The sequence below is a fragment of the Saccharibacillus alkalitolerans genome, assembly GCF_011090185.1.
GTDB lineage: Bacteria > Bacillota > Bacilli > Paenibacillales > Paenibacillaceae > Saccharibacillus > Saccharibacillus alkalitolerans.
Genome location: NZ_JAAFGS010000001.1, coordinates 640,536 through 667,508 on the forward strand (window position 1 = coordinate 640,536; position 26,973 = coordinate 667,508).

At 57.3% G+C, this 26,973-nt stretch carries 30 protein-coding genes and 1 riboswitch; of the genes, 27 read left to right on the forward strand and 3 right to left on the reverse strand.

What is annotated here, in order from left to right; genetic code table 11:
- Positions 1 to 40: 40 nt before the first annotated feature.
- A complete protein-coding gene (gene prli42 / locus GYN08_RS02650; RefSeq protein WP_166272243.1) occupies positions 41 to 136 on the reverse strand; it encodes a stressosome-associated protein Prli42 in 96 nt (31 codons plus the stop codon).
- Positions 137 to 322: 186 nt separating this feature from the next.
- Here prli42 and GYN08_RS02655 point away from each other — a divergent pair, with 186 nt between their 5' ends.
- The 21 genes from GYN08_RS02655 to glpK all read left to right on the forward strand — a co-directional run bounded on the left by GYN08_RS02655 (position 323) and on the right by glpK (position 18,788).
- Positions 323 to 1,450, forward strand: coding sequence for a M20/M25/M40 family metallo-hydrolase (locus GYN08_RS02655; protein WP_166272245.1), 1,128 nt, complete (start codon positions 323 to 325; stop codon positions 1,448 to 1,450).
- 55 nt (positions 1,451 to 1,505) lie between these two features.
- Positions 1,506 to 2,069 carry an NUDIX domain-containing protein gene (locus GYN08_RS02660; RefSeq protein WP_166272247.1) on the forward strand — a complete coding sequence of 188 codons (564 nt, stop codon included), beginning with the start codon at positions 1,506 to 1,508 and terminating at the stop codon, positions 2,067 to 2,069.
- A 112-nt stretch (positions 2,070 to 2,181) separates the two neighbouring features.
- Positions 2,182 to 2,637 (forward strand): ferric iron uptake transcriptional regulator, encoded by a 456-nt coding sequence (gene fur / locus GYN08_RS02665; RefSeq protein WP_166272249.1) that lies wholly within the window; start codon positions 2,182 to 2,184, stop codon positions 2,635 to 2,637.
- A 241-nt stretch (positions 2,638 to 2,878) separates the two neighbouring features.
- Positions 2,879 to 3,763 carry a site-specific tyrosine recombinase XerD gene (xerD, locus tag GYN08_RS02670; RefSeq protein WP_166272251.1) on the forward strand — a complete coding sequence of 295 codons (885 nt, stop codon included), beginning with the start codon at positions 2,879 to 2,881 and terminating at the stop codon, positions 3,761 to 3,763.
- A 51-nt stretch (positions 3,764 to 3,814) separates the two neighbouring features.
- Complete coding sequence (locus GYN08_RS02675; protein ID WP_166272253.1) at positions 3,815 to 4,645, forward strand: purine-nucleoside phosphorylase; 831 nt, start codon at positions 3,815 to 3,817, stop codon at positions 4,643 to 4,645.
- A 155-nt stretch (positions 4,646 to 4,800) separates the two neighbouring features.
- Entirely contained in the window at positions 4,801 to 6,135 is a 1,335-nt protein-coding gene (lysA, locus tag GYN08_RS02680) for a diaminopimelate decarboxylase (RefSeq protein WP_166272255.1), read from the forward strand.
- Between the two features lie 177 nt (positions 6,136 to 6,312).
- On the forward strand, positions 6,313 to 6,669 hold the full coding sequence (locus GYN08_RS02685) for a DUF6442 family protein (RefSeq protein ID WP_166272257.1): 357 nt from the start codon (positions 6,313 to 6,315) through the stop codon (positions 6,667 to 6,669).
- 4 nt (positions 6,670 to 6,673) lie between these two features.
- The gene (locus GYN08_RS02690) at positions 6,674 to 6,883 is read left to right on the forward strand and encodes a helix-turn-helix transcriptional regulator (protein ID WP_166272259.1); all 210 of its coding nucleotides are present in this window, start codon (positions 6,674 to 6,676) and stop codon (positions 6,881 to 6,883) included.
- 61 nt (positions 6,884 to 6,944) lie between these two features.
- Complete coding sequence (locus GYN08_RS02695; protein WP_166272261.1) at positions 6,945 to 7,400, forward strand: CPBP family intramembrane glutamic endopeptidase; 456 nt, start codon at positions 6,945 to 6,947, stop codon at positions 7,398 to 7,400.
- Positions 7,401 to 7,639: 239 nt separating this feature from the next.
- Positions 7,640 to 8,074 carry a peptidylprolyl isomerase gene (locus GYN08_RS02700; RefSeq protein ID WP_166273083.1) on the forward strand — a complete coding sequence of 145 codons (435 nt, stop codon included), beginning with the start codon at positions 7,640 to 7,642 and terminating at the stop codon, positions 8,072 to 8,074.
- 84 nt (positions 8,075 to 8,158) lie between these two features.
- Entirely contained in the window at positions 8,159 to 8,455 is a 297-nt protein-coding gene (locus tag GYN08_RS02705) for a hypothetical protein (RefSeq protein ID WP_166272263.1), read from the forward strand.
- A gap of 52 nt (positions 8,456 to 8,507) precedes the next feature.
- Positions 8,508 to 9,080 carry a hypothetical protein gene (locus GYN08_RS02710; protein ID WP_166272265.1) on the forward strand — a complete coding sequence of 191 codons (573 nt, stop codon included), beginning with the start codon at positions 8,508 to 8,510 and terminating at the stop codon, positions 9,078 to 9,080.
- 99 nt (positions 9,081 to 9,179) lie between these two features.
- A riboswitch (FMN riboswitch) is annotated at positions 9,180 to 9,344 on the forward strand.
- 393 nt (positions 9,345 to 9,737) lie between these two features.
- Positions 9,738 to 10,403: a riboflavin synthase gene (gene ribE / locus GYN08_RS02715; RefSeq protein ID WP_166272267.1), complete on the forward strand. Its 666-nt coding sequence runs from the start codon at positions 9,738 to 9,740 to the stop codon at positions 10,401 to 10,403.
- Between the two features lie 43 nt (positions 10,404 to 10,446).
- Positions 10,447 to 11,748: a bifunctional 3,4-dihydroxy-2-butanone-4-phosphate synthase/GTP cyclohydrolase II gene (locus GYN08_RS02720; protein ID WP_166272269.1), complete on the forward strand. Its 1,302-nt coding sequence runs from the start codon at positions 10,447 to 10,449 to the stop codon at positions 11,746 to 11,748.
- A gap of 84 nt (positions 11,749 to 11,832) precedes the next feature.
- Positions 11,833 to 12,303, forward strand: a complete 471-nt coding sequence (gene ribH, locus GYN08_RS02725; protein WP_166272271.1) for a 6,7-dimethyl-8-ribityllumazine synthase — start codon at positions 11,833 to 11,835, stop codon at positions 12,301 to 12,303.
- Positions 12,304 to 12,334: 31 nt separating this feature from the next.
- Positions 12,335 to 13,126 carry a segregation and condensation protein A gene (locus GYN08_RS02730; RefSeq protein ID WP_166272273.1) on the forward strand — a complete coding sequence of 264 codons (792 nt, stop codon included), beginning with the start codon at positions 12,335 to 12,337 and terminating at the stop codon, positions 13,124 to 13,126.
- Entirely contained in the window at positions 13,095 to 13,751 is a 657-nt protein-coding gene (scpB, locus tag GYN08_RS02735) for an SMC-Scp complex subunit ScpB (RefSeq protein WP_166272275.1), read from the forward strand. Before GYN08_RS02730 ends, scpB begins: the two co-directional genes overlap by 32 nt.
- A gap of 337 nt (positions 13,752 to 14,088) precedes the next feature.
- On the forward strand, positions 14,089 to 14,823 hold the full coding sequence (locus GYN08_RS02740; protein WP_166273084.1) for a pseudouridine synthase: 735 nt from the start codon (positions 14,089 to 14,091) through the stop codon (positions 14,821 to 14,823).
- A gap of 111 nt (positions 14,824 to 14,934) precedes the next feature.
- Positions 14,935 to 15,651 (forward strand): response regulator transcription factor, encoded by a 717-nt coding sequence (locus GYN08_RS02745; protein ID WP_166272277.1) that lies wholly within the window; start codon positions 14,935 to 14,937, stop codon positions 15,649 to 15,651.
- Positions 15,652 to 17,112 carry a HAMP domain-containing sensor histidine kinase gene (locus tag GYN08_RS02750; protein WP_166272279.1) on the forward strand — a complete coding sequence of 487 codons (1,461 nt, stop codon included), beginning with the start codon at positions 15,652 to 15,654 and terminating at the stop codon, positions 17,110 to 17,112. It abuts the gene before it with no gap.
- Between the two features lie 173 nt (positions 17,113 to 17,285).
- The gene (gene glpK, locus GYN08_RS02755) at positions 17,286 to 18,788 is read left to right on the forward strand and encodes a glycerol kinase GlpK (protein ID WP_166272281.1); all 1,503 of its coding nucleotides are present in this window, start codon (positions 17,286 to 17,288) and stop codon (positions 18,786 to 18,788) included.
- A 132-nt stretch (positions 18,789 to 18,920) separates the two neighbouring features.
- Here glpK and serA read toward each other — a convergent pair whose 3' ends face one another.
- Complete coding sequence (gene serA, locus GYN08_RS02760; protein ID WP_166272283.1) at positions 18,921 to 20,507, reverse strand: phosphoglycerate dehydrogenase; 1,587 nt, start codon at positions 20,505 to 20,507, stop codon at positions 18,921 to 18,923.
- A gap of 841 nt (positions 20,508 to 21,348) precedes the next feature.
- Between serA and GYN08_RS02765 the strand changes: the two genes are divergently transcribed.
- Genes GYN08_RS02765 through GYN08_RS02775 form a run of 3 tightly spaced genes read left to right on the forward strand, consistent with a single transcriptional unit; the run spans position 21,349 to position 23,173 of the window.
- Positions 21,349 to 21,939: a CPBP family intramembrane glutamic endopeptidase gene (locus GYN08_RS02765; protein ID WP_166272285.1), complete on the forward strand. Its 591-nt coding sequence runs from the start codon at positions 21,349 to 21,351 to the stop codon at positions 21,937 to 21,939.
- Positions 21,936 to 22,352 (forward strand): hypothetical protein, encoded by a 417-nt coding sequence (locus tag GYN08_RS02770; RefSeq protein ID WP_166272287.1) that lies wholly within the window; start codon positions 21,936 to 21,938, stop codon positions 22,350 to 22,352. Before GYN08_RS02765 ends, GYN08_RS02770 begins: the two co-directional genes overlap by 4 nt.
- Entirely contained in the window at positions 22,343 to 23,173 is an 831-nt protein-coding gene (locus GYN08_RS02775) for a metallophosphoesterase (protein WP_166272289.1), read from the forward strand. The genes GYN08_RS02770 and GYN08_RS02775 overlap by 10 nt, the downstream gene beginning before the upstream one ends.
- A 73-nt stretch (positions 23,174 to 23,246) precedes the next feature.
- On the opposite strand, the gene GYN08_RS02780 is transcribed toward GYN08_RS02775, so the two are convergent.
- Entirely contained in the window at positions 23,247 to 24,227 is a 981-nt protein-coding gene (locus GYN08_RS02780) for a polysaccharide deacetylase family protein (RefSeq protein ID WP_166272291.1), read from the reverse strand.
- Positions 24,228 to 24,538: 311 nt separating this feature from the next.
- On the opposite strand from GYN08_RS02780, the gene GYN08_RS02785 reads away from it, so the two are divergent.
- From GYN08_RS02785 to GYN08_RS02795, 3 genes are all read left to right on the forward strand, one after another.
- The gene (locus GYN08_RS02785; protein WP_166272292.1) at positions 24,539 to 25,150 is read left to right on the forward strand and encodes a genetic competence negative regulator; all 612 of its coding nucleotides are present in this window, start codon (positions 24,539 to 24,541) and stop codon (positions 25,148 to 25,150) included.
- A gap of 109 nt (positions 25,151 to 25,259) precedes the next feature.
- Positions 25,260 to 25,997, forward strand: a complete 738-nt coding sequence (prsW, locus tag GYN08_RS02790) for a glutamic-type intramembrane protease PrsW (RefSeq protein WP_166272293.1) — start codon at positions 25,260 to 25,262, stop codon at positions 25,995 to 25,997.
- A 215-nt stretch (positions 25,998 to 26,212) separates the two neighbouring features.
- Positions 26,213 to 26,854, forward strand: a complete 642-nt coding sequence (locus GYN08_RS02795) for a flagellar brake protein (protein WP_166272294.1) — start codon at positions 26,213 to 26,215, stop codon at positions 26,852 to 26,854.
- Positions 26,855 to 26,973 lie beyond the last annotated feature (119 nt).

The following is a 26,973-nucleotide window of genomic DNA, read 5'->3' on the forward strand; positions in this document are numbered from 1 at the left end:
AAGCTCTTTTTGCTGCCCGTAAAGGCTCGGGAACTCTCGGTTACACAAAAATCTCCAGCAGTCCGAGGAACACCGAACCGACCATGGCGATGAGCATAAGCCAGATAAAAATTTTGAACCATTTTTTGTTCTGCATACAGCCGTCAAACCTCTTTTCGTGAATTGTCAGATCAAGCCGCTCTTTCGGAAAGCGGCTTTTTTGGTTTTTCCCGCGTTTCCTAGTAAGATAGAAGAGATAAACGGGGCTGCCCGCCAGGGATGCCGACGAGGGCCCCGTCATGGAATCTATTTTAGCTTATCGGGAAAGCGGAGGGAAGTTTTGATGATCGATACACAAAGACTGGTGCACGAATTCCTGGAATTGGTGCAGATCGACAGCGAGACCAAAAACGAACGGCTGATCGCGGACGTGCTGACCAGCAAATTCAAGCTGCACGGATTGGAAGTGACCGAGGACGACTCGGCGTCGCGTTCCGGCCACGGATCGGGCAACCTGATCGCGCTGCTGCCTGCGACGGAAGGGACGGACGCGCCGAAGCTGTTCTTTACCTGCCATATGGATACGGTAATGCCGGGACGCGGCATCAAGCCGGTGATCGGGGAAGACGGATGGATTCGCAGCTCGGGGGATACCATCCTCGGCGCCGACGACAAAGCGGGCGTCGCCGCGCTGCTGGAACTGATCCGCGTGCTGCGCGAACAGGCGATCCCGCACGGCCAGATCCAATTCGTCATCACGGCCGGGGAGGAGTCGGGTTTGATGGGCGCACGGGCGATGGACGCCTCGCTGCTCGACGCCGATCTCGGCTTTGCCGTCGATTCGAACGGGGAAGTGGGGGCGATCGCCGTATTGGCGCCGACGCAGGCCAAGATCACGATGGAAATCCGCGGGAAGTCGGCGCATGCCGGCGTCAATCCGGAAGACGGCATCAGCGCCATTCAAGTGGCCGGCAAAGCCATCTCCCGCATGAAGCTGGGCCGCATCGACAAGGATACGACGGCGAACATCGGCAGCTTCTCCGGCGGCGGCGCGACGAACGTGGTCACCGACTATGCCAAACTGGAAGCCGAAGCGCGCAGCGTCGTGCAGGAGAAGGTGGAGGCGCAGATCGCTTCGATGAAGGAAGCGCTGGAATCCGCCTGCACGGAATTCGGCGCGGTGCCGACGTTCGAGAGCCGCATCGTGTATCCGTCGTTCAGCCATACGGACGATTCGGAAGTCGTGCAGCTGGCCAAAAAAGCCGCGGCGAAACTGGGCCTCGGCGGGCGCACTTTCCAATCGGGCGGCGGCAGCGACGCCAACGTGTTCAACGGCTTCGGCGTACCGACGGTCAACCTGTCGGTCGGCTACGAAGACATTCATACGACCGCAGAGAAAATCAAAGTCGACGACCTGAGCAAACTGGCGGAATTCATCGTCGAGATCGTGCGGCAGTCGGTACGGGCTTAAGCTTAAGGCATATCGGGCATTCCATTTCATAAACGCGAAAGGGCGGAACCGGAACATGGAACCAGGCAAAGAAAAATTGTGGGAAAAAACGCTGGAGACCGAGCCGATTTTCGACGGGAAAATCATCAAAGTCCAGGTCGATACGGTCGAGCTGTACGACGGCACGAAGGCGAAGCGGGAAATCGTTAAGCATCCGGGCGCGGTGGCCGTCGTAGCGCTCAAAGGCGACAAACTGCTCGTCGTCGAGCAGTTCCGGCAGCCGCTCGGCCGCACGGAAATCGAGATCCCGGCAGGCAAGCTGGAACCGGGCGAAGATCCGCGCGAAGCGGCGGCCCGCGAGCTGGAAGAGGAGACGGGCTATCAGGCGCCGGAGTTGATCCATCTGTCGTCTTTTTACACGTCGCCGGGCTTCGCGGACGAAATCATTCACTTCTACGCGGCGGAAGAGCTGACCGAGGGAAAGCTGAATCCCGACGAAGACGAGTTTCTCGAATTGACGGAAATTACGCTGGACGAGGCATTCGAACATATCCGCGCCGGACGGATCAGCGACGCGAAGACGCTTATGGCCGTGTACGCCTGGCAGCTTCGCACGTTGACCGGAAAATGGCCCGTCTGAACGTGCCGGAAGGGTTTGACTTTAAACCCGGCTAACTTCTATAATAGGGAACGTGAGTTTGACTGGAGAACGGCCGGCAAGAACGGGCATGCTCCGAGGGGGAGGAGAAGCTATGGAAGCGCGGATCGATAAAATCAAACAGCAGCTGCAGTCCAAGGGATACAAATTGACGCCCCAGCGGGAAGCCACCGTTCGCGTTTTGCTGGAAAACGAAGAGGACCATCTGAGCGCGGAAGACGTGTTCATGCTGGTCAAGGAAAAGGCGCCGGAGATCGGTCTGGCCACCGTGTACCGGACGCTGGAGCTGCTCAGCGAGATGCATGTGGTGGAGAAGCTCAATTTCGGCGACGGCGTCTCTCGCTACGATCTGAGAGGCGAGTCGAACAAACATCACCACCACCATCTGATTTGCGTGCAGTGCGGCAGCATGGACGAGATTCGGGAGGATTGGCTGCTGCCGCTCGAAGAGCGGTTGGAGAAAGAATACCGGTTTACCGTTCTGGATCACAGGCTCGATTTTCAGGGGATCTGTCACCGCTGCAGAGCAAAGGAAGAAGATAACGGATAAGATAAGCAGCGGGAATTCGGCGAATCCCGTTCTTTTTACGGCGTAAACGCCGCAGCCCGGCCCCGGCGGATCGGAAGCGATCCGTTCGGGGTTTTTTGCGGCGGTTAAAAGCGGATTTTCTCTTTTTCAAAGAAGGAGTTAGGCCGGAACTGTGGAAATCTTTATGTCAAACGGGATTCGGCGGTCCGCCCGAACGGGCAGCATGCGGCTTTCCTGAGGAAAGTTTGGAGGGGGTCCACCAATGAATACGCACTTGGATGCGTTTATCACATACATGTCGGAAGAAAAAGGACGCTCCGCAAGCACGCTCGAATCGTACAGGCGCGATCTGGCACAGTTTATCGAGTTTGCGGAAGGACGCGGGCTCGCGGCCGTAGACGAAGTGCGCAAATCGCATATCGCCGCTTATTTGAACGAAATGAAACGTTTGGGCAAGGCGCCGTCCACGGTCATTCGCGCTTCCGTTTCCATCCGTTCGTTTTTTCATTATCTGATTCGGCAGTCTCTCGTCGTTCAGGACCCTTCGATGGATCTGGAAACGCCCAAGCCGGAAAAAAGACTGCCCGTCGTGCTGACGGTGGAAGAAGTCGAACGGCTGCTGGGCGCGCCCGATCCGTCGGGCGCTCAGGGCGCGCGCGACAAGGCGATGCTGGAAGTGCTCTATGCGACGGGCATCCGGGTGTCCGAGCTGATCGCGCTGAATCTCGGCGACATCGATTTGCAGCTGAAGTTTCTGCGCTGCGGCGCGGCCGGCAAGGAACGGATCGTGCCGATCGGCCGGATGACGGCGGAATCCGTGGCCGCTTATCTCGGGCCGATGCGGGATCAGCTCGTCAAGCACGGGGGCGAAGAGGCGCTGTTCCTGAATCAGCTGGGCACGCGGCTGACCCGGCAGGGGTTTTGGAAGATTATCAAAAAGCACGCCAAGGAAGCCGGGATCGAGACGGACATTACGCCGCACACGCTGCGCCATTCCTTCGCGGCCCATCTGCTCGAAAACGGCGCCGACCTGCGCTCGGTCCAAGAAATGCTGGGCCACTCGGACATTTCGACCACGCAGATCTATACGCACGTGATGAAACGCAATATGAAAGAAGTCTACGAGCTGCACCATCCCCGCGCCTAAAGGCCGGTAGACGTGCAGGTTCAAAAATTACGCAAACGGAGTGTGCAACCTATGACGACAACGAACACGAACGCAAACAGCATCCGGGAGGCGGCGGACTACATCCGCTCCAAGACGGATATCGTCCCTGAGATCGGCCTTATTCTCGGTTCCGGCCTGGGTATTCTGGCGAACCTCATCGAAGACGCCGTCTCGATTCCTTACGAAGATATTCCTCATTTCCCGGTATCGACCGTTGAAGGGCACGAAGGCGAGCTGCTGCTCGGTACCATTCAAGGACGTCCCGTCGTCATGATGAAAGGCCGGTTCCACATGTATGAAGGTTACGGTCCGGAAGTGACGGCTTTCCCGGTACGCGTCATGAAAAACCTGGGCGTATCCGGCCTGCTCGTCACGAACGCGGCCGGCGGCGTCAATACTTCCTTTAAACCGGGCGATCTCATGCTGCTGACGGACCATCTCAACCTGACCGGCAAAAGTCCGCTGATCGGGCCGAACGACGCGTCGCTGGGCGTGCGTTTCCCGGACATGTCCGAAGCTTACAGCCGCAGACTGCGTGCGGCGGCGTCGGAAGCGGCGTCGGAGCATGACTTCACTTTCCGGGAAGGCGTGTATGCCGGCCTGCTCGGTCCGTCGTACGAGACGCCGGCCGAGATCCGGATGCTGCGCGCGCTCGGCGCGGATGCCGTCGGCATGTCGACCGTTTCCGAGACGATCGTGGCGCGCCACGCCGGCATCGAAGTGCTGGGCATTTCCTGCATCACCAATATGGCGGCCGGCATTCTCGACCAGCCGCTGTCGCACGAAGAAGTCATGGAGACGGCGGAAATGGTCAAAGAGAAATTCCTCAGCCTCGTGCTGAGCATCATCCCGAAAATGTAAGGTTCCGAAGCTTCGGACAAAAACACAAATCAACTGCGCATTAGTCCATTCAGCGCGGATTCGAGGGTCTGCTATACTGGGAACAAATCCCGGCGCAGGCCCTCTTTGCTTATGGCGGATAGGCCGAAGTCCCGGAACACATCGGAGGAATTCACATGTATCTGCACGGAACCAGCAAAATCAATGCCGCGGGGCATTTGGAAATCGGAGGCTGCGACGTCGTCGAACTGAAGCAGACGTACGGCACTCCGCTGTATATTATGGACGAGACGCTGATCCGCCGGCGCGCCCGCGAATACCGTCAGGCGTTCGAAGCTTCGGGTCTGACATTCCAGGTCGCGTATGCGAGCAAAGCGTTCAGCACGCTGGCCATGTGCCGTCTCGCGGACGAAGAAGGGCTGTCGCTGGACGTCGTATCCGACGGCGAACTGCACACGGCGCTGCAGGCGGGCTTCCCGGCGGAACGCATCCATTTCCACGGCAACAACAAGACGCCGGACGAGATCGAGATGGCGCTGGACGCGAAGATCGGCTGCTTCGTGGCGGACAACTTCACGGAACTGCAGATGCTTCAGGCGATCGGGGCGGACCGCGGCGTACAGGTCAGCATTCTGCTGAGAGTGACGCCGGGCGTCGAAGCGCATACGCACGAGTACATTTCCACCGGTCAGACGGATTCGAAGTTCGGCTTCGACATCCAGAACGGCACGGCGATCGAAGCGGTCAAGACGGCTTCGGAGCTGCCGAATCTCGAGCTGCTGGGCCTGCACTCCCACATCGGCTCGCAGATCTTCGAGACGGACGGCTTCGAGATGGCGGTGGAACGCGTCGCCGGATTCGCGCGCGGCGTGAAGGAACAGCTCGGCGTCGAGTTCAAAGTCGTCAACCTGGGCGGCGGCTTCGGCATTCGTTACACGGAAGGCGACACGCCGCTGGAAGTGGCCGACTACGTCAAAGCGATCACGGACGGCGTGAAAAAGCACTTCGCCGGCATCGGCGCGCAGCTTCCGCAGATCTGGGTCGAACCGGGGCGCAGCATCGTCGGCGACGCCGGCACGACGCTGTACACGGTCGGCACGAGCAAAGACATTCCGGGCGTGCGCAAATACGTGGCGGTGGACGGCGGCATGACCGACAACCCGCGTCCGGCGCTGTACGAATCCAAATACGAAGCGATGCTGGCGAACCGCGCCGGCGACGCCAACGAAGAGACGGTCTCGATCGCCGGCAAATGCTGCGAGAGCGGCGACATGCTGATCTGGGACCTCGAGCTGCCGAAGCCGAATACCGGCGATCTGCTGGCCGTGGCCTGCACCGGCGCTTACAACTACGCGATGGCGAGCAACTACAACCGCATCCGCCGTCCGGCCGTGGTCTTCGTCAAGGACGGGCAGAGCGATCTGGTCGTCCGCCGCGAGAGCCTGGAAGACATCACGGGCAACGACGTGGTTCCGGCCCGCCTGGCGAAGCAGGGCGTCGAAGCGAAGTAAGAGATTTATAAAGATTTTCAATTAGACGTAAACTCTAGATTCTATTGACTATTCAATGGAATCTAGAGTTTTTTTGTTAAAAGATAAAGATTTCCGTGACCTTAATCGTGCTGTACGACGGTATACGCATCCTGACGCTGAGCAAATATGTTTTTAATAACTTGTTGACAAGTAAACTTGGCAGGGAAAGGAGAGGATTTTATCAATAAAGAAGAGGTTTTGTTAAAAAGCAGACAGGAAAATAAAAATCGGGATCTGTTTAAACGAGAAGCCGAAATTACGGCGGGCTTTGCCGGTTCTATTACGGCGATCTTGCTGGCTACCATATTTTTCGTAACACAGACCTTGTTGGGCGATGGTTTTGATTTTGCTCTCTACGCAGTAATCTTTTCCGTTCCGGCTGCCGGCTTTATCGTCAAAGCCATTCGAATGAAGCGCAAACGGGATATTGTGCTCTCGATTATTTACACGTTGTCGGCAATCATTCTGTCGGTTTTTCATTTTGTGAACCTGATCGGAATCTACGGAGGATAAGGGAATGGAAGAAAAATTAATTCTCCGCAATCGGCTGAAAGAAGCAAGAACGGAAAAGAAGTTATCCCAAGTCGAACTCGCTCGCTTGGTCGGCGTGTCTCGAAATACGATCAGTTCGATCGAAACCGGACAATTTAATCCGACCGCTAAGCTGGCTCTCATTTGCTGCATCGCGTTGGATAAAAAATTTGAGGAACTTTTCTATTTTGATTAAGGTGATGTAAGCGGACAGGATCTAAACGTTACTATGGCAAAAGAGAGGATAGATAAAGTAGATGCAACAACCCATCGACGGGCTTCGCCGTCCAGGCTGGCCCGAAATTCTCGTATGTCTGCTTGCCCACACGCTCATTGTTTTTTTCGGAGCGTATACGATCAATTGGATGATGCCGAACGTTACCGTTTTTTACGGCCTAAGCCTTTCAGCTCTTTCTGCTTTGGCGGGATTAGGCGCATTTTTGGCGGCCTATGCGATTAGAATTCGAAACCCGTTATCTTTCGGCCTTAAGCGTGTATCGCGCAAGTGGCTTTTTCAAGGAGCGGTTTTCGGAGTCGGGGTGTTTGTACTTGCAAAAGTATTAGTGCTGCTTTTTATTGTTGCTTTCGTAACCGGTCTTGCGACTTCTTACTTGTTTTATCGAACCCAGTCCATTTGGCCGGGCGTCATCGTGCATATCGTCAACAATGCTTTGGCTACCGCGCTTACCGCAGTGATTCCGATGTTGGTCTGACACGGATTTCCGTTTTAGCGATATGGAGAAGCTTAGAGATGAGTTAAGAAACAGAGAAGAGTCGGAGCTGCCGAAACTCGATCGAAAAATCGATTTTGAACAGCTTTCCGATTCGATCTCTGCTTTGCGTTATTTTTTTATTTCGGGTACACTGGTTAAGGTTGCCGAATCGTCCCGTTGGGACGGGATCGGCCAGATCGATAATGCATCCATACGAACATTCAAGGGAGATGACCATGATGAAAAAAGGATATATCGAGCTCGAAAACGGCGGCAGCGTCGAAATCGAATTTTTGCCGGAAGAAGCGCCGAACACGGTAGCGAACTTCGAGAAGCTGGCCAACTCCGGTTTCTATAACGGCCTGTCTTTCCACCGCGTCATTCCGGGATTCGTCGCCCAGGGCGGATGCCCGAACGGCACCGGCACCGGCGGCCCGGGCTGGCAGATCGACTGCGAGACGGATACCAACGTGACGAAGCATGCCAAAGGCGTTCTGTCGATGGCTCACGCGGGCAAGAACACGGGCGGAAGCCAGTTCTTCATCTGCTACGGCCCTCAGCCGCATTTGGACGGCGTTCACACCGTATTCGGCAAAGTGATCAGCGGCATGGAATTCATCGACGGCATGAAGCAGGGCGACAAAATGAAAGAAGTGAAGGTCGTTACGGAGTGATTCCGAACGGATTTGCATCTCGGAAGCCCCCGACGGAGAAGATCCGGCGGGGGCTTTTGCGTCTGCCGATGGAAGGGAACCGCCGTGCGGACGAATGAAGTTAACCGTTTTCGAAACATATGGTGTATATTGAAGTTATCGAATCATCGAGAAGTCGAGACGACTATTTTCGGCAAAAGGGGTTATCAACATGCAGCGTTTTTTGCAAATCGGGTATGCCGTCTTTTTCCTTATTGGGCTTTTAATGCTTCTGGTGCTGCCCTGGCCGAACGGAACGGCGATGTATCCTTTTCTGGTCATGGCCATCTGCGCTTGGGGATTTTGGTATTCGGGACAAAAAAACAAGCGGAAGCCGCGAAAGTGATCATTCGACGTTTTTGACCGATTGGGGCATACGTTGACTTTTCGGGAAATTGATGAAAAGAGGGGAACCATGAAAAGCATTTTAACATCCGGTTTTGCCGTATCGGTCCTGCTGCTGGGAAGCCTTGCTTGCGGGACCGGGGCGGGAGCGCAGGGGAATTCCGTCCAGAGAGAAGCGATTTCGCCGATCTCGGTTTCAAGCAAAGCCGCGGTACCGATGTCCAAAAACAAAATCGTTTTGAATAAGCAGACGGCCCGATTCGTCGCTGCCGGCAAGGTTCCGGGCTTGGGCGTCCATACCGGGATGACCAAGAGCCAAGTGCAAAAAATTTACGGCAAGCAGACGGACTCTTTTTATTACTTCGGCGGCGAGTTTTTTATTTTTGAACGTCTTCCTAACACCGCCTTTTGTTTTGAGGGAGCCGGCGGCAAATTTTCTTCCGTCCTGATCGAGTCGGACGACCTGAGTACAAAGACTTTCGCAAGCGTGAAAAAAACGCTGGGGAAGCCTGATACGGAAGGGCTGGACGAGATGGGGGAATTCGCTTACCAAATGCTGTATACGTATAACGACAACACGATGTATTTTCAATCTTACAAAGGCAGAACCATGGTGAGCACGCTGCTGATCATTTTCAGGTAGCTCTGTTCGATCACCGTATCGTCCGTCATTGCATTTCACGATCAACCGTGCTACCATCATAACCAATACCGTATTCCGGGCAATTTCCGGATACGCATACCACTCTTTCGGGGCGGGGCGCAATTCCCCACCGGCGGTGACGGCGCATGATCCTCGGGATCGGCGGCCGAAGTCCGTGACCCGGATCGCTCTTTCAAGAGCGTTTCGGTTGACCCGGTGCGATTCCGGGACCGACAGTAATAGTCTGGATGGGAGAAAGAGAAAAGGAACCGTCGTATTTGCCGTGCATTCGCGCCCAGGAACCGTTGCTGAACGGCTCGCTTTCGAGCGTATGCAGGATATCGGGCGGAGCCGTATGTGCAGGTGAGAACAGTGAATTTCGCGGACGTTCATCCGGGATATCTCTTCCTTTTTCACATGTTCGGCTCGGCCGTTCGAGTTTGATAGATGCCAACGGCAGGAGTCCGCTTTTCGGGCTTTCGTGCTTGTTTGCGCACCGAAAATTCGGCAAATACGCGTTAGCTCGCTTTTCAATCCCAAGCCCCGCACTCGGACATCCGTCCGATAGCGGGGCTTTTTGCATGCACCGAACAGAGGCTGCCGGAGCGGTATTTCGTGCACCTTATCCAAACGCAAAGACAGAAGGAGGTGGAGCCCATGTTTACCGGCCTGATCGAAGAAGTGGGCAGCCTGCGGCGCGCCGACCGGCGCGGCGAAGCGATGGTACTGACCCTCGGCGCCAAAAAAGTGCTGGAAAACGTCGCGATCGGAGACAGTATCGCCGTCAACGGCGTCTGTCTGACGGTGACGAGCTACGAACGCGACTCGTTCACGGTCGACGTGATGCCGCAGACGTACCGGAGCAGCAATCTCAGCATGCTGGGCAGCGGCAGCCCGGTCAATCTGGAGCGGGCGCTGGCGGCGAACGGGCGCTTCGGCGGCCATATCGTGCAGGGACACGTCGACGGCACGGCCTCGGTCGTATCGGTCGAGCGGGATCAGAACGCCGTCGTCTTCACGTTCAAGGCGGACGACCCGCATATGATGCGCTACGTGATCGGCAAAGGATCGATCGCGATCGACGGTGTCAGCTTGACGGTGACTCATGCGGAAAACGGCTATTTCGGCGTATCGATCATTCCGCACACGCTGGGGGAAACGGCGCTGCAGCATAAAAAGGCGGGAAGTTCCGTCAACGTCGAATGCGACATTTTGGGCAAGTACGTCGAGCACCTGCTCGGCTTCGGAACAGCGGACAAGACGGAGGCGAAGACGTTCTCTGCCATCGACGAAAGTTTCTTGTCGCGCCATGGGTACGCCTGACCGAAAGCATAAGGTCGGGGCGAAGAATGAAGGAGGAGAAAGCATGGATGAACGATTCGCGTTCGACGCCATCGACGACGCGCTGGCGGATCTGAAAGCCGGCAAAATCGTGCTGGTCGTCGACGACGAAGACCGGGAGAACGAAGGCGATTTTATCGCGCTGGCCGACCGGGTTACGCCGGAAGTCATCAACTTCATGATTACGGAAGGACGCGGGCTCGTCTGTCTGCCGATTACCCGCGAACGTGCGGCGCTGCTGGAACTTGAGCCAATGACGACCCGCAACACGGACTTTCACGGGACGGCCTTTACGGTGTCGGTCGACCATGTGAAGACGACGACCGGCATTTCGGCGCACGAACGGGCGGTTACGGCGCGCGCGATTACGCAGCTCGAAATGACGGCCGACGATTTCCGCCGGCCGGGGCATATGTTTCCGCTGATCGCCAAAGACGGCGGCGTGCTGCGGCGGGCCGGCCACACGGAAGCGGCCGTCGATCTGGCGCGGCTGAGCGGCGCGGAGCCTGCGGGCGTGATCTGCGAAGTCATTAAGGAAGACGGATCGATGGCGCGGCTGCCGGATCTGATCGAAATGGCGAAGAAGTGGAACATGAAGCTGATCAGCATCAAAGACCTGATTCAATACCGCAGCGAGCGCGAACAGCTGATCCGTCGCGAAGTCGAAGTGCGGATGCCGACGGACTACGGCGAATTCCGGGCCGTCGCGTACAGCAACAAAATCGACGACAAAGAGCATGTTGCCTTGGTCAAGGGAGAGATCGATCCCGAGCGTCCGGTGCTGCTGCGGGTGCATTCGGAATGCTTGACGGGCGACGTGTTCCATTCGCACCGCTGCGACTGCGGTCCGCAGTTCGAAGCGGCGATGCGGCAGATCGAAGCGGAAGGCTCTGGCATTCTGCTGTATATGCGGCAGGAAGGACGCGGCATCGGGTTGGTCAACAAACTGAAGGCGTACAAGCTGCAGGAAGAAGGCATGGACACGGTCGACGCCAACTTGGCGCTCGGCTTCGCCGCCGATTTGCGGGAATACGGCATCGGGGCGCAGATCCTGAGCGATCTGGGCGTTCGGCAGATCCGGCTTCTGACCAACAATCCCCGCAAGATCAAAGGGCTGCAGGGACACGGTCTGGAAGTCGTCGAACGGGTGCCGATCCAAATGCCGGAAAATGCGGACAATACCGGCTACCTGCATACGAAGCAGTCGAAGCTGGGACATCTGCTGAACTTCGGTCCGAGCGGACAAGCGAAGACGCCGCCGGAAGAGCTCCAGCCTCTGGAACAGAACGAAGCGCCGAGCTTGCCCGAGAACGGAAAGAAGTTCTAACGGACGCTAATCAAGAAATTTGTAAAACGAAGGCTACAAACCGGTCAATCTGGTATACAATAGACAAAGGATGGTTGATGACAAATGGCAAACGTATTCGAAGGACACTTGGTATCGCAGGGATATAAGTTCGGGATCGTCGTAGGCAGATTCAACGAGTTCATCACGTCGAAACTGCTGTCCGGAGCGCTTGACGCGCTGAAGCGGCACGGCGTCGAAGACAATGACGTCGACGTGGCCTGGGTGCCGGGAGCGTTCGAGATGCCGCTCATCGCGCAAAAGATGGCCGAAAGCGGCAAATACGACGCGGTGATCACGCTCGGAACAGTTATTCGCGGCTCCACGACGCATTACGATTATGTCTGCAACGAAGTGGCGAAAGGCGTATCCGCGATCAATTTGAAAACGGGCGTTCCGACGATCTTCGGCCTCGTCACCACCGAAAATATCGAACAGGCGATCGAACGCGCGGGAACCAAAGCCGGCAACAAAGGCTGGGATTCGGCGATGGCGGCGATCGAGATGGCCAGCCTGAGCCGTCAATTCAAGGGCTGACCGTTCGCAATACGGGCGGAGGGGAAACGGCTTGACTGTACTTTACAAACTGGAAACGTTCGAAGGTCCGCTCGACCTGCTGCTGCACCTGATCGACAAGGCGGAGATCGATATTCAACAGATTTCCATCAGCATGATTACGGAGCAGTACATGGACTACCTGCGCACCATGCAGGAACTCGAGCTGGAAGTAACGAGCGAATTCCTCGTGATGGCGGCGACGCTGCTCGCGATCAAGAGCAAACTGCTGCTGCCCAAACCTCCGGTCATGGATATGGACGAGTACGATTTCTACGAAGAGGAAGAGCCCGATCCGCGGGAGGACCTGATTCGCAGGCTGACCGAGTATCGGAAGTATAAGAGCATCGCGGGCCTGCTGCACGAGAAGGAACACGAGCGCGGCCGTATCTATATCCGGGAACCGGACGACCTTGCGCCGTTCCTTCCGGAGGAATCTTCGAATCCCGTCGAGGGACTGCATGTGGCCGACTTGGTGTCGGCCCTGCAGCGCGCGCTGATGCGGGCCGACCGCAAGCCGGTCGTCGCCCGCATTCGGCGCGACGAGATTTCCGTCAGGGACCGGATGCGCGAACTCGAAGGAGCGCTGCGCGGCGCGGGCCCCGGCGGCAGAATATTGTTCTCGAGTGTGTTGAACGAACGGATGTACAGACAGGAGATCGTCGTGACGTTCCTCGCCGTACTCGAACTGATGAAGATGAAGCAGGTGAGCTGCTATCAGGATCGGCTGTTCGACGACATCGTAATGGAGTGGAGAGGGGAAACGGCGTCAAATGGATTTGCAGACGTTGAAATCAATTATTGAAGGTCTTCTGTTTTTGGCGGGAGACGAAGGTTTGACCGTGCGGCAGGTTGCCGAGATCACGGAATGCAAGCCGGGCGAAGCGCAAAAAGCGGTCGAAAGCCTGCAGCGGGACCTGCGCAAGTCGGGCCGCGGCGTGCGGGTGACCAAGCTGGCCGGCGCTTACCATCTGGCCACGCTGCCGGAGCATTCGGAATATTACGAACGGCTGGCGTATTCGCCGTCGCGGGCGACGCTGTCGCAGGCGGCGCTGGAAACGCTGGCGATCGTGGCGTACCGCCAGCCGATCACGCGAATCGAGATCGAAGAGATTCGCGGGGTCAAGTCGGAGCGGGCGATTCATACGCTGACGAACAAAAACCTGATCGTCGAGACCGGACGGGCCGACGCGATCGGGCGACCCATTCTGTACGGCACGACCAAAGCTTTCCTCGACTATTTCGGGCTCGGCGGCCTCGAAGAACTGCCTGACGCTTCGGCGTTCGAAGCGATGATCGCCTCGGAAGAAGAAGACAGGCTGCTGTTCGGCGCCTCGGAATCTTCTGCCGATGAAGAAAGCGAAGGCTTGCCGGACGAAAGCTGGAGCGAGGAGAGTCCGGAAGCCGGGCCCGGCGACGAAAGTCGTTAGCCTAAGGGGCCGCTCGGGGCTTCCGGTTATCGGGAACCTTCGCGCTTTTGCGCCGAACTCTTAGTAAAAGCAGCCCCTCGGGGCCGGTCTCATATCCGTTCGAGGCTCTTCTCTGCATCAGGGAAGGGCCTCGAAGTCTTTTTCGGGTAATGAGGGTAGAGTCGGATTTTGAAGTGGCCGCTGCCGCTTGCCCGCGGTCGATGCGTCTCGCTGGGCAGCAGCCGATCGGCGTTTCTGCAGACGGAAAACGATGGCGAAAAGGTGAAGGCGAGGCGCAGTTGCGCTTGTGATTTTACGTGTCTATGGGTATGATGGAAGATGAGGTGACTGGATGACTATGGAACGATTACAGAAGATTTTGGCCCAGGCGGGTGTAGCTTCGAGACGGAAATGCGAGGAGCTCATTCTGGCGGGCAAGGTGGAGGTTAACGGCGAGGTCGTAACGGCGCTGGGAACCAAAGCCGATCCGGATACCGACGAGATTACGGTCAGCGGCCGGGCCATCAAGGCGCAGAAAAAGCTGTACTTGATGTTGAACAAGCCGAAAGGCGTCATTACGAGCGCAACCGATCCGGAAGGCCGAAAGGTCGTAACCGATTACATCAAAGGAATCAAAGAGCGCGTCTACCCGGTAGGCCGCCTGGACTACGATTCGGAAGGGCTGCTGCTGTTGACCAACGACGGCGAACTCGCCCAAAAGTTGACGCACCCGAGCCACCATGTGCCGAAAACGTATCTGGCAACGGTAGAAGGAATCCCTCACGGAGACTCCCTCGATAAATTAAGACGGGGAATTCAGCTGGAAGACGGGATGACCGCGCCGGCCGAACTCGATTATTACGACGTGGATCAGGAGAAGAAGCAGGCGACGATCCGGATTACGATTTATGAAGGAAAAAACCGTCAGGTTCGGCGCATGTTCGACGCGATTTCGCATCCGGTCAAGCGGCTTAAGCGGATTTCCATGGGGAATTTGTATTTGCAAAACCTGAAGCGGGGTCTGTTCCGTCACCTGACCGCGAGCGAAGTCAACGAGCTCAAGCAGCTTGCGGACAAAAAGAACGACAAATAAAAAGCTTGATTTCGGACAGGACCGATTCCGATGCCGTGCCCGCGCCGCGGGTACCGAAGCGGGAAAGGCCCGTGTTCCGCGGCATATCGCAGATGAAAGGATTGTGGCAGCGTGGCTGATCAAAAAGAGCGAATTCTCGTAGTGGACGACGAAGAGAGAATCCGGCGTCTGCTTCGGATGTATCTGGAAAAAGAAGGCTATGAAATCGAAGAAGCCGAGGACGGGGAGACCGCTCTGCAGAAGGCGACCGAAGGCGACTATACGCTGGTCATTCTCGACGTCATGCTGCCGGGGATCGACGGCGTGGAGGTCTGCGCGCGTCTGCGGCAGGTCAAGGCGACGCCGGTGCTGATGCTGACCGCCAAAGGCGAAGAGGTCAACCGCGTACAGGGCTTCGAAGTGGGCGCCGACGATTACGTCGTCAAGCCGTTCAGCCCGCGGGAAGTCATATATCGGGTGAAGGCGATTCTGCGCCGTTCTTCGGCGACCGCTTATTTGACCAAAGAGAACGGCACGAGCAACAACATCGTGTTCCCGCATCTGACAATCGAACACGACGCGCATCGCGTGCTTGCCGGCGGACACGAAGTGAGCCTGACGCCGAAAGAATACGAGCTTCTGCACTATCTGGCCGTCTCTCCGGACAAAGTGTTTTCCCGCGAGGAGCTGCTTAAGGATGTATGGAACTACGAGTTTTTCGGCGATCTCCGGACCGTCGATACGCATGTCAAGAGATTGCGCGAAAAGTTGAACAAGGTTTCGCCCGATTCCGCGTCCATGATTACGACGGTGTGGGGCGTAGGCTATAAACTCGAGGTTCCGAAGTAAATGACGGGGTGGGCTGAAAGGGTCGGCACCCTATGGCGGACGCTGGTCGGCAAGCTGTGGTTGACGATTATCGGGCTCGTGGCCTGCGTGCTGCTGACCCTGGGCTTTTTTTTGCTGCCGTATGTCGATATCACGTTCGCCAATTCCGCGGCGGTCAAACGAATGCTCATTTACGTGGGAGTCATCGGCTTTTCCATGACGACCGTCTTTGCGCTGTTCCTGCTTAAGAAGATTACCCAACCCATGCGTCAGCTGATCGATGCGGCGGATTCCGTGCGGCGAGGCGATTACGCGACGCGCGTGCATGTGGAAGCGCATGACGAGATCGGCGAATTGGCGAGCACGTTCAATCTCATGGCCGCCCGTCTCGAAGAAAATATTCGCGATCTGAATATCGAAAAGGAACAGCTGGCCGGCGTGCTGCGCAGCATGAGCGACGCCATGATCACGTTCGGACGCGACGGAACGGTGCAGCTGACGAATCCCGGAGGAGAGCGGCTGCTGAAGGACTGGGCGGCGATCAGCTGGGACAGCGAAGAACCGTCGCCTGCCGAAGCTTCCTCCGCGACGATTCCCGAGCCGCTGTATCCGCTGTTTCGGCAGGTGACGAGCACGCTGGAGGACCGAAGCGCGAACGTCCTCGTCCGTCAAAGCGTATGGGCCGTCAATATGGCTCCGCTGCTTCAGGACAACGAAGTGCGCGGCGCGGTCGCCGTGCTGCGCGACGTGACCGAAGCGGTCAACTTGGAGAAAATGCGCAAGGACTTCGTGGCGAACGTCTCTCACGAGATCCGGACTCCGCTGTCGATGATGCAGGGTTACAGCGAAGCGCTGCTCGACGGATTCGCCGATTCGCCGGCGGAGCGGGACGAACTGCTGCATGTCATTCACGACGAGTCGCTGCGCATGGGACGCCTGGTGAAGGACCTGCTGGATCTGGCGCGCATGGAAGCCGGCCACACGGATATTTCGCGAAACCGCGTCGAGATCGGCGAACTGGTCGAACGGGTGTACCGCAAGTTTGCGGTCCGGGCGAAGGAAGGGGAGCTGGACTTCTCGCTGGAACGGGCGGAAGGCGAATTGGTGCTGGAACAGGCCGACGAAGATCGTCTGGAACAGGTCGTGACCAATTTGCTGGATAACGCTTTCCGCCACACGCCGCCGGGGAGGAAGGTCACGATCGCGGTCAAGCCGACGATTGAAGACGGCGAAGCGCTGACCATTTACGTGGCGGACGAAGGGCACGGCATTCCGGCCGAGGACGTGCCTTATATTTTCGAACGTTTCTACAAAGCGGATAAGGCCCGGACGAGAGCCGCTTCCAGCGGTACCGGTCTGGGCCTGGCGATCGTCAAAAACATCATCGACGCGCACGGAGGCCGCATTCAGGTGGAAAGCGTGGTTGGAGAAGGAACCAAATTCCGCGTCATTCTGCTGAAGAACGGAAAAAACGCCGGATAGGCAGAACGGGCGCCGCGCGAAAAGGACTGCTTGACGACGAACATGCCGGAGCATTTCCGGCATGTTTTGTTTTATTCGGGCATCGGCCGCGCGGCGCTGCGGGCATGCGGCTTGTTTCAGCCTTTTGCAACCTCGGTTAAAGAAAGCAAAGCGGTGGAAAGGGAGGAGCCATTATGAGCGGCACCTATATTTTGGCGTTGGATCAGGGAACGACGAGTTCCCGAGCCATCGTCTTTGACGGGGAGGCGCGTCCGGTGGCGGTAGGTCAGCGGATATTTCCCCAGCGCTTTCCGGCTCCGGGCAAAGTGGAACACGATCCGGAAGAAATCTGGAACAGCCAGCTTGAAGCGGCGCGGGAAGCGATATCCGTCTCCGGCATAGCGCCCGAACGGATTACGGCGATCGGCATTACGAACCAGCGCGAAACGACGCTGGTCTGGGAACGGGACAGCGGCCGTCCGATCGGCCCGGCCATCGTCTGGCAGGATCGCCGGACGGCCCCGTTATGCGAAGAGTTGAAGAAGCGCGGACTGGAGCCTTATATCCGCGAAACGACGGGGCTGGTCGTCGACGCTTACTTCTCGGCGACCAAGATCGCCTGGATGCTGGAGCATATTCCCGGGGCCCGCGAGCGCGCGGAGGCGGGGGAACTGCTGGCCGGCACGGTCGATACCTGGCTGATCTGGAAGCTCACCGGCGGAAAGTCGCATGTGACCGACGTAACGAACGCTTCGCGTACCATGCTGTTCGATATCAACCGGCTGGATTGGGACGAGCGGCTGCTGCGCGAGCTCCGTATTCCCTCTTCGATGCTGCCGGAGGTGCTGATGTCCGGAGCCGACTTCGGGCGGACGCTGCCGGAATGGTTCGGCGGAGCGGAAATTCCGATCGCATCGGTGCTGGGGGACCAGCAGGCCGCCTTGTTCGGCCATGCCTGCGTGGAAGCCGGACATGCCAAAAACACTTACGGCACCGGCTGCTTCATTCTGCTGAATACCGGCAGCGAGCGAGTAAGTTCGACGCACGGACTTCTGTCCACGATTGCCTGGGGGTGGAAGAACGAGCTGCATTATGCGCTCGAAGGCAGCGTGTTCGTTGCCGGAGCGGCGGTGGAATGGTTGAAGGACGGATTGAATCTGATCGAAAATCCGGCCGAGTCGGAAGCTCTGGCGGCAAGCGTCGAAGACTCGGGCGGCGTCGTGATCGTCCCGGCTTTCACGGGGCTTGGAGCGCCGTACTGGGACATGTATGCGCGCGGCGCGATATTCGGGCTTACGCGCGGAACGCAGCCGGGACATATCGCGCGGGCGACGCTGGAATCGCTGGCGATGCAGACGCGAGACGTCACGAATGCGATGGAAAAAGATTCCGGCATTCCGCTGCGCGAACTGCGGGTGGACGGAGGAGCGGTCCGGAACAGCGTTTTGATGCAGTTCCAGGCGGACATTCTCGGGCTGGAAGTCGTGCGTACGGAGCAGACCGAAACGACGGCTCTCGGCGCAGCGATGCTGGCGGGGCTGCAGTGCGGATTATGGGAGCTGGAGCAGTTCCGTTCGTTCAATCCTCCGGCCGCCCGTTTCAAGCCGGAGATGGACAAAGAGCGGCGGGAGAAGAAGTATCGCCGCTGGCAGAATGCGGTCGAACGGACGCGCGGCTGGGAAGAACCGGAGGAGTAAAGCGCCGGATCTGTGCCGGAGGCCGCGGAAACGCGAAAAGCTGTACGCCGATCAAACTTGGCGTACAGCTTTTTGTTGGTTGCCGGCACGGCCTTGCCGACTTTGGGGCCAGGACGGCAGGCAGGGCAGTTCTTACAGCGAAATTTCCTGCGCCGAGTTGATGGCCGGGAGACCGACAAGCTCGGTCAGTACGTTTTTCGGCACTTCTTTGTCGACGCTCAGCAGCATGACCGCTTCGCCGCCGACGACTTTTCGGCCGACCTGCATCGTCGCGATGTTGACCTCGTTGCGGCCGAGCAGCGTGCCCATGCTGCCGATGATGCCCGGCTGGTCGTTGTGCGAAATGAGCAGCAGATGGCTGTCCGGCGCGGAGTCGATCGGGAACTCGTTGACCTGCACGATCCGTTCGCCGTAACCGTACAGCAAAGTGCCGGATACCGAACGCTGTCTATCGCCCTGCTCGACAAGCGTCACCGTGATAAGGTTGGTGAAGCCCTTGGTCGCGGACGAACTGCTGACCTGAATGTTCAAGTCGCGGATTTTGGCCAGATGCAGGGAGTTGACGATGTTGACGTCGCCGCCCAGGTGGCGGGAAAGGATGCCTTTGACGATATAGCGGGTCAGCGGCTGCGTATCGACTTCGGACAGCTCGCCGGCGTAGTCGATACGGATCGACTTGATGGCCGCCGAAGCGGTCTGCGAAGCGAAGCTGCCGAGTTTTTCGCCGATCGAGAAGTACGGCTGGAGCTTGTTCATGACGCTGCTGGCGACAGGAGGCATGTTGACCGCGTTTTTGAACGGCTCGTCGCGCAAAATATGCAGCACCTGCTCGGATACGTCGATCGCGACGTTTTCCTGCGCCTCGACCGTCGAAGCGCCCAGGTGGGGCGTCACGATGATTTTCGGATTGTTCAGGAACGGGTGATCCGGAGCCGGAGGCTCCTGCTCGAAGACGTCGAACGCCGCGCCCGCCACGATGCCCTGATCGATCGCTTCGACCAGCGCGGCTTCGTCCACGACGCCGCCGCGTGCGCAGTTGACGATCCGCATGCCTTTTTTCATCACGGCGAACTGGGCGGAAGAAATCATATGTTTGGTTTCGGGAGTCAGAGGGGTATGCACCGTAATAAAGTCGGCGTTTTTCACGATGTCGTCGACGCTGGACAGCTTGACCCCGAGCTTTTCCGCGCGCTCTTCGGTCAGGAACGGATCGTAACCGAGAATGTCCATGCCGAACGCTTTGGCGCGCTTGGCGACTTCGCTGCCGATCCGGCCCATTCCGAGTACGCCCAGCTTTTTGTTGCGCAGCTCGACGCCGAGGAATTTGCGGTCCCACTCTCCGCCGACCGTTTTGGCATAAGCCTGCGGAATATGGCGGGCAAGCGCCATCATCATCGCGAAAGCATGCTCGCACGTGGTGATCGTATTGCCGTCGGGAGCGTTGATGACGATGATGCCGCGTCCCGTCGCCGCCGGAAGGTCGATATTGTCGACCCCGACTCCCGCGCGGCCCACGACTTTGAGGCGCGTGCCCGCGTTCATGATGTTTTCGGTCACTTTCGTTTGGCTGCGAACGAGGAGCGCGTCATACTCGCCGATAATTTCGATCAATTCGGCTTCGGACAGCCCTGTCTTTTTGTCCACCTGCACATCCGCCGCTTCCACCAGCTGCTGAATTCCCAGATCGCTGATCGGATCGGATACCAATACTTTAAACATCGTCTCTTTTCCTCCCTTATTCGGTACGCTGTACGCTTCAAGTCAATATGTTCCAGGAGCGGCTCCGCGGCTGCGGAGCGTCCGAAAAACCGGTAGTGCGGAATACGGATCGACCCTCTCAACTGCAATGTTGCAATGACGGAAAGACGCGTTGTCGTAGCAAAGGGCGGGCCTGAGCAAAAGGGGCGGCGTTCGAATCTGTCCGTAAAAAAGACTCCCGTCCTCATACCGCTTGCGCAGTAAAGGGACGAGAGTCTCGCGGTGCCACCCTAATTCGCCGGGCCCTTGCGGGCTTCGGCCTTAGCGGGTCGGAAAAACCGACCCTTCACGGTAACGGCGTGACACCGGCTGCGCCTACACCGCGAAATTGCGGGGTCGGACAGACGCTCGGGAGCGCTCGGGAACGTGCCGCACTGCCGATTCGCACCAACCATCGGCTCTCTGAAATATGCGCGCATCGCCCGTTCTCTTTCATAGCGTTTCGCTCAGGTTGAATTTTTTCATACTTTAACACAAGGTTACACAGAGTGTCAACGGGTAGAAGAAATTCGGTTTTTATTAAAACTTTTTGCGATTTATTCGAAAGGAATTCGAAAATGAGGTTTATTTCCGATCGTTGATTAAAATTCCGCTTCAGTGCGTACGTATTTTCGGGGCGAACAGGGCCGAACCGGGGAACAAGGGCCAGAAGGGCCGAACGGCCCGCTCGCAGGCGGCGGAACTTGATTACGCCCGGCATTTTCGTTATCATTTGATTATATTTCCGCTTTCTAAATTGCAGGTACTATGGGGTGTGTCCGAACAGGAGGTTGGTTGGGCATATGCCCGAAGGAACGAGACCATGACGAATAAAAAAGAGAAAAAAAGCCGGCGCAACGCCGTGCAGCTCACGGACGGACTGCTGCTGCTCAATTTGTATCTGACCCAGGGACTGACTCTGCTGGTCGGCACGGTCTGGATTCTGCTTCAAGGCCGCAATCCGCTGCACCTGCTGGCTCTGCCGGACGATCGGCAATTTCTCTATTGGGGCGCCGGATTGGCGGTCGTCATGTTTTTTGTCGATTTCTTGATGACGCTCTGGGGCCGCGAAGAGGATATGGACGACGGCGGAATCAACGCCATGCTCTTTCGAAAGCGTCCGCTGTGGCACATTTTCGTTATAGCGGCGATCGTGTCGGTGTGCGAGGAACTGTTGTTCCGCGGAGCGCTGCAGTATCATCTCGGGCCTTATTGGACGAGTATTCTGTTCGCGGTCATTCATATCCGTTACTTGCGGCACTGGCTGCCGACGGCTTGGGTATTCGCCAGCAGCTACGGGCTCGGCTGGATTTATATCCAGTCCGGCACGCTTTGGGCGCCGATCGTCTGCCATTTTTTGATTGATTTCATTTCAGGCATCATGATCAAACGGAGGGAACAGAAGGAACAATGAGCGAACGTTTAAGCCGCATGGATCGGCATCCGAGCACCAGGAAGAAGCGCCGCAAGCGCCCGACGTTCAAGCAGGAATGGCAGGAAAACCAGATGAGGCTCACGGATACGACGGTGATGAGACTGTCGGTCCCGGAAAATCGTTCTTTGGAGCGGGAACAGCCTTTCATTCCGGCCGCGTCAGAACCGACAGCGGAAAAATATCGAGCGCTCGAAGAATCCGCCGCGCCGCGGGAGCAGGCGGAGGACGAAAAAGAATCCGAACTTCCGCCGCGCAGCGTGCTCTACCCGTCAAGCCGGATCCGGCTGACCAAATGGTTTTACGAAACGCTGATCCTGCTGTTTTTGATACTGCTCGGGACGCTGCTGTGGTGGGGGACCCAGACGACGGGAGTGAAATGGCCATGGCAATAAAATGGGGTTGGAAGCAGGCTCTGGCAGCCGCGGCCGGAGCCGCGGCAGGCCTCGGCGTGCATATGGTAAAAGAGGCGATGGCTTTTCGGGTCGTGCATGAAGACGTGCATATTCCCGGGCTGCCGGAAGCCTTCGACGGATACCGCGTCTATTTTATCGCGGACATTCACCGCAGGGCGCTGCCCGAAGCGGAGATCGCCGCGCTTCAAGGGAAAGCGGATATCGTCTGGATCGCGGGCGATTTGACGGACCGCGGCGTTCCGGAAGAACGGACGCGCGCCAACATGCGCATGCTGCGCAAATTGGGACCGGCTTATGCCGTTTACGGCAATCACGATTACGAAGCGTATATGCCGAACATGGAGAAGCTGGACCGGCTGCTGGAAGACTGCGGCGTGAAGCCGCTCGGCAGCCGCAACGTGCCGCTGCACCGAAACGGCGGGACGATCTGGCTGGCCGGCATCGACGATCTCGGGCCTGCCGGCATGTGGAGGGGCGACCCCCGCATCCGCAGGGAAGACTGCGTGCTTGTGCTGATGCACGATCCCAAGTGGGTCGTGGCGCTGCGGCGGACGTCCGCCAATTACGCGTTCGCGGGGCATACGCACGGCGGGCAGATCAGCCTGCCGCTGGTCGGTCCCGCGGCATCCAAGCCTTTTTACAAAACGTATCTCGACGGCACGCATTTCATCGATTCGGAAGACGGGGGAACGACGGGACTGCGCATTACGCGCGGCATCGGTACAAGCCACTTTCCGCTCCGGCTCGGCTCTCCCGCCGAGACGCATCTGCTGACGCTGCGCAGCGCGCCGAGACTGTAAAAAGTAGCTGCATGAAAAAAGCCGACCCGGAGGGGTCGGCTTTTTTGATCGGTTGATCAGGGGCGTTCGGCGCTTAAGGCTGCTTGGTCGTATCGATGCTGCGTGGATCGACGAAGCCGTAACCTTTGGCTTCAAGCTTGGTCAGCAGATCGTCGAGCGCTTCGACCGTCCACGGCAGTTCGTGCATCAGGATGTTGCTGCCGGAGTGGAGCTGATCGAACACGTTGTCGACGACGGCTTTCGGATCGTCTTTGTTGACCCAGTCGAGCGAGCCGACGGACCAGGTCATGTAGAGCAGGCCGTTTTCCTTCGCCACTTGATGGGCGTAATCGTTGCCGGCCGCATTCGGCGGACGGAAGAACATCGGCGTCTCGCCGATCGTTTCTTTCACGATGGTCTGCACGTCTTCGATCTGCTTTTTGATCTCGTCGTTCGTCTGCTGGTTCAGGTAAATGTGATCGTAGCTGTGATTGCCGATAATGCCTCCGCGCTCCTGAATCAGCTTCAGCAGTTCGGGATGCTCTTTGACGCGATAGCCGTTGACGAAGAAAATCGCCTTGGCGTTATGCTTGTCGAGCGTATCGAACAGTCCGTTGATCATTTCGGCTTCTTTCGGACCGTCGTCGAAAGTCAGCAGCACGACTTTTTTCGGCGCCTTGCTGCCTTCGTTCGGCACGATATCGTAATTGCCGTTCATGTGATACTCGATCGGGACTTCCGCGGCGGCGTCGGTTTTTGCGTCGCCCGCATCCGCTTTGGCCGTCTCGTCTCCGGTCGCCGGCGTGCCGGATGCTTCGGTGCCTTCCGCCGCGGCCGCGTCGGTCGCGTCCTGAGCCGCCGCTTCGTCCGTCGCGGCTTCGTCCGTGCCGGCCGGTTTCGTGTCTTCAGCGGCGGCGCCGTCCTGCTCGCTGCCGGAAGCTTGTCCGGCATCCGCCGGCTGCGTTTCCGCGGTCGTCTGTTTGGAGTCCGCCGTTTTCGGCTCGTCGGCGGCGTTCCCGCAGGCGCCGAGCACGAGTCCGGCGGCCAGCCAGAACAGGGCCGTCTTTTTCCACATCGTTCATCCATCTCGCTTTCTGCCATACGATTTGTGCCTTGCGCTTCGAATTCCCGAAGAATTCGTCTCGGTGTCGGTCGATCGGGTACAACCTATGTATCCTTGCCAAGTTTAACACAATACACCGCGCAGTTGCGGCACATAACGGGATTGTAACCTTTTCATACCGGCCTGAAACCTTTCATCGTTTTAATATCCGGACGTGCATTTGAAGAAAAGAAGTGATAACATAAATATGTGGTTATATAATATAAAACGCGCCACTTGGGATGACCTTTCCAAAAAAACGACTCCAAAAGGAGGGTCCTGTCATGAAAATTGAACGTTTAAGCCAGGATAAGATCCGTATCTTCCTTTCATCCGATGATCTGAATGAACGCGGTATTCAGAGAGAAGATATGTGGCAGGAAATTCCTAGAGTCCATGACCTTTTTACCGAAATGATGGATCAAGCCTATACCGAGCTCGGTTTCGACGCGACCGGACCTCTTGCCGTGGAAGTGTTTGCGCTTCCGGCACAAGGAATGGTGGTCGTCGTGACGAAAGGGAAGTACGATCCGCTCCATTCGGACACGGGAGACGAGGAAATGCCGGATGAAGTCTACGAAATGGAAGTGACCATGGAGGCTAACGATACGATCGTTTACTCCTTCCACGATATCGAACCCCTCATTGAAGCGGCTCACGTTCTGCGCGAACGGGTGACCGAGGGCGGTTCGCTGTACCATTATAAAAACGCCTGGTATTTGCATTTTTCGGCGGGGGATCTCGAAGATTCGCTGCACGACTCCCTGATCGCGGTGCTTGCCGAATTCGGCAGCTCGTCGTCGGTCACTGCGGCCATGCTCCAAGAGTACGGCAAAACGGTCATGGCAGAACGGGCGGTTGCCCAGATCTGCACGCATTTCGACCGCCGGGGCTGATGCCCTTAAGAAACGCCGCCGTCCCGATCGCTCGGGGCGGCCGTTTCCGTTTATGCGCCGCGAAAGGCGCCGACAATTTCGCCGCAAGCGGGCGGGGAAGGGGGACATTTTGCTTGTCTTAACGGTCTTGGTCGCGGCGATTACGCCCGGGGTCGCACTGCTGTTTTACTTTTACTTGAAAGACAAATACGATGCGGAGCCGCTGCACATGGTCGTGCGGATGTTTTTGCTCGGCTTTCTTGTCGTGCTGCCGATCATGATCGTGCAGCAGGGGCTGCTGCGGGCGTTCGGCGACAACACGTTCCTGTTCGCTTTCGGTATTTCCGCCGGAGTGGAAGAGCTGTTCAAGTGGTTCGTTTTGTTTAACTTCATCTATAATCATACGGAGTTCGACGAACCTTACGACGGTATTCTGTACGCGGTAGCCGTATCGCTCGGCTTCGCGACCTTGGAAAACATCATGTACGCGTTTACGCTGCACGCCTCGTTCGGTTCGCTGCTGATTCGCGGGCTGCTGCCCGTATCCGGTCATGCGATGTTCGGGGTCGTGATGGGCTACTACTTGGGCATGGCGAAGTTCGCGAGCGCCGGAAAACGGAAAAAATTTCTCGTCCTGTCGGTAACGCTGCCTCTCGTCTGGCACGGCATCTACGACTTTATCCTCAACATGCCCGGCCGCAACTGGATCTGGTGGATCGTGCCGTTCATGGCATTGATGTGGTACGGAGGGATGGATAAAGTCGTCAAAGCGAACAACCGCTCGCCGTTCCGTTTTTTAAGAAAAGAAGAAACGCCGATAAGGACAGCGCCGCAGCCTGCCCCCATATCCAAAAAGAAAGAAGCTTGACTCGGCGGCGATCCGGTGCCGAAGAAGGAAGAAAGACCCGGTTTTCCCTTGATTCGAGCGGGAAGAACGGGTCTTTCTTTTTGTTTTTTGGGCAGTTAGGCTTACAAGCATATTCTTCCATGTTATACTGGTGAAACCGACGGCCCGGCTGGGGATTCAAAAAGCCTGCGGCCGCGAAAAACAAGCATAATGCAAAATAAAGGCGGGCGATCGAAATGTATCCGAAAACCAATGATATGCTGTTTATGCAGCCCGTATCCATGGAAGCCAAACCCGAAAACGAACACCGTTCCCGAATTTCGGAAATCGAGGACAACTCGCTGTTGGTGGAGCTGCCGCTTCGGGCGGGCCGCATGAGCCGGCTTCGCCTGGGCGAAGAACTTTCGGTCTACCATATGACGGAAGACGGGGTTAAATACTATTTTACTTCGCACGTGCTGGGTTATCACGACGATGCGATTCCGCTTATGCGGATCAGCAAGCCGCTGCCGGAGGACATTTCGAAAGTGCAGCGCCGGCACTATTTGCGAGTGCCCGCCCAGGTCGAAATCGCGGTCCAATCGCCGGACTTCCATTTTACGGCCGTTACTTCCGATTTGAGCGGGGGAGGACTTTCTTTTACGGCGTCCGACAATCATCCCCTGCGGATGAACGAGCAGGTGGACGGGTGGATTCTGCTCGCTTACAAGAGCGGCAGCGTCGATCACGTGCCGTTCGGAGGCGAAGTGATGCGGGTCAAAGAGCCCGGGACCGGCCGAAATACGGTCAGCGTGCAATTTAATGAGATCGCCGATACCGAGAGGCAAAAAGTGATTCGCTACTGCTTCGAACGTCAGCTTGATTTCCGAAACCGTTAAGGGTTGACAAATCATCCGCCCGGAACGCATTCCGCAAAGGAAGGGAGGTTTTTTTCTTTCCTTTGCGGACGTTTTGCAAATTGGCGATCCTTATGCTATAATTTTATTGTCGCAGGCAC

Coding starts and splice junctions, on each gene's coding strand:
- GYN08_RS02740 (WP_166273084.1), top strand. CDS start 14,089: ATGGAACGATTACAGAAGATTTTGGCCCAGGCGGGTGTAGCTTCGAGA.
- GYN08_RS02720 (WP_166272269.1), top strand. CDS start 10,447: ATGGATGAACGATTCGCGTTCGACGCCATCGACGACGCGCTGGCGGAT.
- GYN08_RS02795 (WP_166272294.1), top strand. CDS start 26,213: ATGTATCCGAAAACCAATGATATGCTGTTTATGCAGCCCGTATCCATG.
- GYN08_RS02700 (WP_166273083.1), top strand. CDS start 7,640: ATGAAAAAAGGATATATCGAGCTCGAAAACGGCGGCAGCGTCGAAATC.
- GYN08_RS02710 (WP_166272265.1), top strand. CDS start 8,508: ATGAAAAGCATTTTAACATCCGGTTTTGCCGTATCGGTCCTGCTGCTG.
- GYN08_RS02655 (WP_166272245.1), top strand. CDS start 323: ATGATCGATACACAAAGACTGGTGCACGAATTCCTGGAATTGGTGCAG.
- ribH (WP_166272271.1), top strand. CDS start 11,833: ATGGCAAACGTATTCGAAGGACACTTGGTATCGCAGGGATATAAGTTC.
- prli42 (WP_166272243.1), bottom strand. CDS start 136: ATGCAGAACAAAAAATGGTTCAAAATTTTTATCTGGCTTATGCTCATC.
- GYN08_RS02695 (WP_166272261.1), top strand. CDS start 6,945: ATGCAACAACCCATCGACGGGCTTCGCCGTCCAGGCTGGCCCGAAATT.
- glpK (WP_166272281.1), top strand. CDS start 17,286: ATGAGCGGCACCTATATTTTGGCGTTGGATCAGGGAACGACGAGTTCC.
- lysA (WP_166272255.1), top strand. CDS start 4,801: ATGTATCTGCACGGAACCAGCAAAATCAATGCCGCGGGGCATTTGGAA.
- GYN08_RS02750 (WP_166272279.1), top strand. CDS start 15,652: ATGACGGGGTGGGCTGAAAGGGTCGGCACCCTATGGCGGACGCTGGTC.
- fur (WP_166272249.1), top strand. CDS start 2,182: ATGGAAGCGCGGATCGATAAAATCAAACAGCAGCTGCAGTCCAAGGGA.
- GYN08_RS02785 (WP_166272292.1), top strand. CDS start 24,539: ATGAAAATTGAACGTTTAAGCCAGGATAAGATCCGTATCTTCCTTTCA.
- GYN08_RS02690 (WP_166272259.1), top strand. CDS start 6,674: ATGGAAGAAAAATTAATTCTCCGCAATCGGCTGAAAGAAGCAAGAACG.
- GYN08_RS02660 (WP_166272247.1), top strand. CDS start 1,506: ATGGAACCAGGCAAAGAAAAATTGTGGGAAAAAACGCTGGAGACCGAG.
- GYN08_RS02780 (WP_166272291.1), bottom strand. CDS start 24,227: ATGTGGAAAAAGACGGCCCTGTTCTGGCTGGCCGCCGGACTCGTGCTC.
- GYN08_RS02770 (WP_166272287.1), top strand. CDS start 21,936: ATGAGCGAACGTTTAAGCCGCATGGATCGGCATCCGAGCACCAGGAAG.
- GYN08_RS02775 (WP_166272289.1), top strand. CDS start 22,343: ATGGCAATAAAATGGGGTTGGAAGCAGGCTCTGGCAGCCGCGGCCGGA.
- serA (WP_166272283.1), bottom strand. CDS start 20,507: ATGTTTAAAGTATTGGTATCCGATCCGATCAGCGATCTGGGAATTCAG.
- GYN08_RS02675 (WP_166272253.1), top strand. CDS start 3,815: ATGACGACAACGAACACGAACGCAAACAGCATCCGGGAGGCGGCGGAC.
- GYN08_RS02765 (WP_166272285.1), top strand. CDS start 21,349: ATGACGAATAAAAAAGAGAAAAAAAGCCGGCGCAACGCCGTGCAGCTC.
- xerD (WP_166272251.1), top strand. CDS start 2,879: ATGAATACGCACTTGGATGCGTTTATCACATACATGTCGGAAGAAAAA.
- scpB (WP_166272275.1), top strand. CDS start 13,095: ATGGATTTGCAGACGTTGAAATCAATTATTGAAGGTCTTCTGTTTTTG.
- ribE (WP_166272267.1), top strand. CDS start 9,738: ATGTTTACCGGCCTGATCGAAGAAGTGGGCAGCCTGCGGCGCGCCGAC.